A 3665-nucleotide genomic window follows, 5' to 3' on the forward strand; every position below is an offset into this window, starting at 1 on the left:
CTTCCGATCTCGGCCCGTCGCCGGGCGGGCGGCGGCGGGGCCGACGCCGGTTCCCGTGCTCCCCGGGCCGGTGCGGACCGGGCCCGCGCTGATGGTGGCGCCGGCGACCGGGGCGGGCGCGGTGGGGCCGGCGGCGGCGGGTGCGTTGCCGCCGGAGGCGGTCCCCGTGGCGGCGCCGGGCGGGGTGGTCGCGGGCTCGGCCGGGGTGGCCCCGACGGTGGTCATCCGCACGCCGTAGCCGATCCGCTGCTGGGCGCTGATCAGCCAGGTGGTGGCGATGCTGATGCCCACCACGGTGGACATCGCCATCGCCGCACCGGAGACCCGGATCGCGGGCAGCCGGAACTGCCCGCCGAGCGGCCGGGGCCGGCCGTGCCGACCACCGGGTCGGACGTCGGGCCGGACGTCGGGTCGGATGTCCCGGACGTCGGGTCGGATGTCCCGGAGGTCGGGCCGGACGTCGGGCCGGATCTCGTGGTGCCGGGCGAGCGGCAGCGACCGGCTTTCGGTACGCCGCGTCGCCGCGGGGGTGCCATCCCGGTGAGCCACCGGACTCCCTCTCCTCCCCAGTCGGCCTCCCCGGCCGACTGCCGCTGCCCCGCTTGGGCCTGATGAGCATGCAGCTGCCGCGTGTACGTGGCCGGCTGTCACCCCCGTGCACCAGCCGTGTCGACAGGGTGACGAGAGTACCAGTGCGACACCGCTGCGTAATCGGTCCCGGGGACGAGAACGGGCACTCCAGGATCACAGATCAACAACGCGGACCGACCATCGAGGGAGGGAAGTTGACGTACCGTCTGGTGAACTTATGGGAATACTTATGGGTTGCTGGGCAGACTCTGACAGCGAGCCGAACGGCACCCGGGAATCACGTTGCAACCCCATGCAACCTTTGCGGGGGTCGGTGACGTCGGAGCAGGCTGGCTCGGTCCCGTTCTCGCCCCGGAGAATCAGCCATGCCGCGCGATCACCTGTCCGCGTCCGCCGCCGGCGGAGTCCCGTACCGTGCCTCGCAGGGAGCCCGGCCGCAGTCCGCCTGCCGGCCGGCGTTGCCGGTCGAGGACGTCCTGACCCTGCGCATCGCCCTGGGCCGGGACAAGGTGGGTACGGTACCCACCCGGTTCCGCTACGAGCCCGAACGTCCCTACGAAGTCCTGGTCACCTTCCACCTGGGCCGGCCCGACGAGGTCGACTGGGTCTTCTCCCGTGAACTGCTACGCGACGGCCTGCGCGGCCTGAGCGGGCAGGGTGACGTGCGGCTGTGGCCGGCGCACTGCCCGTGCCACGGTGCGACGTTGCACCTGGCGCTGGAGTCGCCGTACGGCAGCGCGCTGCTGGAGGCCTCCGCACCGCGGGTGCGGGAGTGGCTGGACCGGACCTACGCCGAGGTGCCGGAGGGGTCGGAGCCGGACTGCGGGCCGACCGACGAGCAGCTCTCGGCCTTCCTGTTCGGCGACGAGGCTTCCTGAGTCGAGGCTTCCTGGGCGTGAGTTCGAGCAGCTCTCAGGAGTCCCCGCGTCTCGGGCTCGGCACCTGTCTGTTCAGCACCCCCGCGCCCTCCGGCGCCGCCGCGGCGACCCGGCAGCCGGGCAGCTGCTGCTCGCCCGCGTCCAACAGCGCCCGGAACCGGCGGATCCCCGGGGCCGAGGAGGCCGGCAGCAACTGCGCCGGGTCGGCCGGGTGGACCACCTCCACCCGGACCGTCTCGGCGAACCGGTACGGCCGGTGCTCCAGCACGCCGCCCAGGTAGCGGCGCAGCCGGGAGAGCTCGGCCCGCACGGTGACCGCGCGGGTCGGGTCGCCGAACAGGTCGGCCGCCAGCTCGGCGGCGCTGCGCCCGTCCTGATGGGCGGCCAGCAGCAGGAGCAGCTCGGCGTGCCGCGGACTGAGCGCGTGCGACCAACTGCCCACCCCGCCGCGCACCGAGACCTCCGGGCGGTCGCCGTTGCTCAGGTCGAGCACCAGCCGGGCGCCCACCGCCTGCTCGTGCACCGCCTCCGCGGAGCCGGTCAGCGGGCGGACCAGCCAGCCGTCGGCGATCGGTTCGACCGCGCACTCGCCGAGCGAGGGCAGCCAGTGCACCGAGGCGGACCCCCAGCCGTCGGCCGGCAGCCGCAGCCGGCTGACCGGGGGCAGGCCGGCGGTGGCGGCGGTCCAGCCGTCCCGGTCGACCACCATGGCCGGCCCCGAGGACTGGGCCAGCACCGGGGCGGCGACCGTGCGCAGCCGGTGCAGCGACTCCAACTGGGCGGCGCGCAGCTCGGTCTCGGCCAGCCGGGCGGCGGTGACGGCGAGCGCGAGCAGCTGCGGGTGCACGCCGCGGGCCGGGCCGCTGAGGTCGACCACGCCGGCCACCCGGCCGGTGCGCGGGTCGCGGACCGGGGCGCCGACGCAGGTCCAGGCGTGCTGGTTGCGCAGGTAGTGCTCGCCGGCCTGGACCCGCAGCGGCCGGCCGGTGCGGGCGACGGTGCCGATGCCGTTGGTGCCGACCGCCTCCTCGCCCCAGTGACCGCCCGTCATGAACCCGATCAGGTCGCCGCTGCGGCGCAGCTGGCGCGGCCCCTCGTGCCAGAGCACGGTGCCCTGGGCATCGGCGACGGCGAGGATCAGCGGCAGGTCGGTGACCGGGTCGAGCAGGGTGTCGCGCAGCGTCGGCATCACGGCGTCCAGGCCGCTGGCCCGGCGGCGGTGCTCGACCTCGGCGGTGCTCAGGTGCTCGGGCTCGCGGCCGCGGTCCGGGTCCAGGCCGAGCCGGCGCAGCCGCTCCCAGGAGTCGCCGATCTCCGGCCGCGGCGCCTGGCGCGGGATCTCGCCGGTGAGGACCTGGTCGTGGGTGCGGGCGGTCTCCACCTCGGTGCGGCTGGCGAGGTCCTCGTTCCGGCCCAGGTGTCCCAGGTCCTGCCGTCCCAGGTGTGCGGTGTCCCGCATGGTGGCTCCCCTCGCCGCTGCTCCGGGCCCGCTCGGCCGGGGCAGGGCCCCGGCCAGCCCTGCCGCCCACAGCGTACGGGTGCCGCCGGTGCGCGAGTCGAGGGATCCGCGCACGAATCTGGCACGTCGACCGCTCCGACCTCCCCGCCGGCCCGCCCACCAGGCCCGTCCCGAGCTGAAGCACGGGGCGGAGTGCGGGGTGAATCGGGGGGTGAATCGCCGGGTCAACCACCACGTGCACCCGGAGGTGCACCAGGGGGTGGGTCGCGGGGGGCGGGGCCGGGGCCGGGTGCCTGGTGTGAGGGCTGGAGGGGGCGGCTGCTCCCTGGGTTTCCGGGCCTGACGACCCGTCTGCCGGCCGCGAGTCCTGACTGGGGGGCGAGCCGCCCGCCGGGTATCCGGGCCCGACGGCCTGCCTCCCGGTTCTGCTCTTGACCATTCCGGTCCTTGGCCCCCGACTGGTGGTCCCGAGCCCCTGATCCCTGACCTGTGGGTCCCACCCCGTCTCGGTCTTGCTTCTGACCGTCCCGGTCCTTGGTCCCCGACCTGGTGGCCCCCAGCCCCCGATCCCTGATCTGTGGGCCCCACCCACCCCGGGAACCCCGGCCGCCGGCGCTTGCGCTCGGCGCCGGGGTTCCCGGGTGGGTGGGTTCCCGGGTGGGTGGGTTCCCGGGTGGGTGGGTTCCCGGGTGGGTGGGTTCCCGGGTGGGTGGGTTCCCGGGTGGGTGGGTTCCCGG

General features: G+C 75.4%; 2 protein-coding genes and 1 pseudogene. 1 reads left to right on the plus strand and 2 read right to left on the minus strand.

Annotated features, from left to right (window positions below; translation table 11 throughout):
* Positions 1–549 (minus strand): annotated as a pseudogene (locus ACQRUO_RS38890) (hypothetical protein); the annotation flags it as partial.
* Positions 550–956: 407 nt separating this feature from the next.
* Here ACQRUO_RS38890 and ACQRUO_RS38895 point away from each other — a divergent pair.
* Complete coding sequence (locus ACQRUO_RS38895; RefSeq protein ID WP_428320910.1) at positions 957–1469, plus strand: SsgA family sporulation/cell division regulator; 513 nt, start codon at positions 957–959, stop codon at positions 1467–1469.
* A gap of 34 nt (positions 1470–1503) precedes the next feature.
* On the opposite strand, the gene ACQRUO_RS38900 is transcribed toward ACQRUO_RS38895, so the two are convergent.
* The gene (locus ACQRUO_RS38900) at positions 1504–2928 is read right to left on the minus strand and encodes a GAF domain-containing protein (protein WP_428320911.1); all 1425 of its coding nucleotides are present in this window, start codon (positions 2926–2928) and stop codon (positions 1504–1506) included.
* Between the last annotated feature and the right edge of the window lie 737 nt (positions 2929–3665).

Origin of the sequence: Kitasatospora sp. LaBMicrA B282 (genome assembly GCF_050325825.1) — a bacterium.
Lineage (GTDB): Bacteria > Actinomycetota > Actinomycetes > Streptomycetales > Streptomycetaceae > Kitasatospora.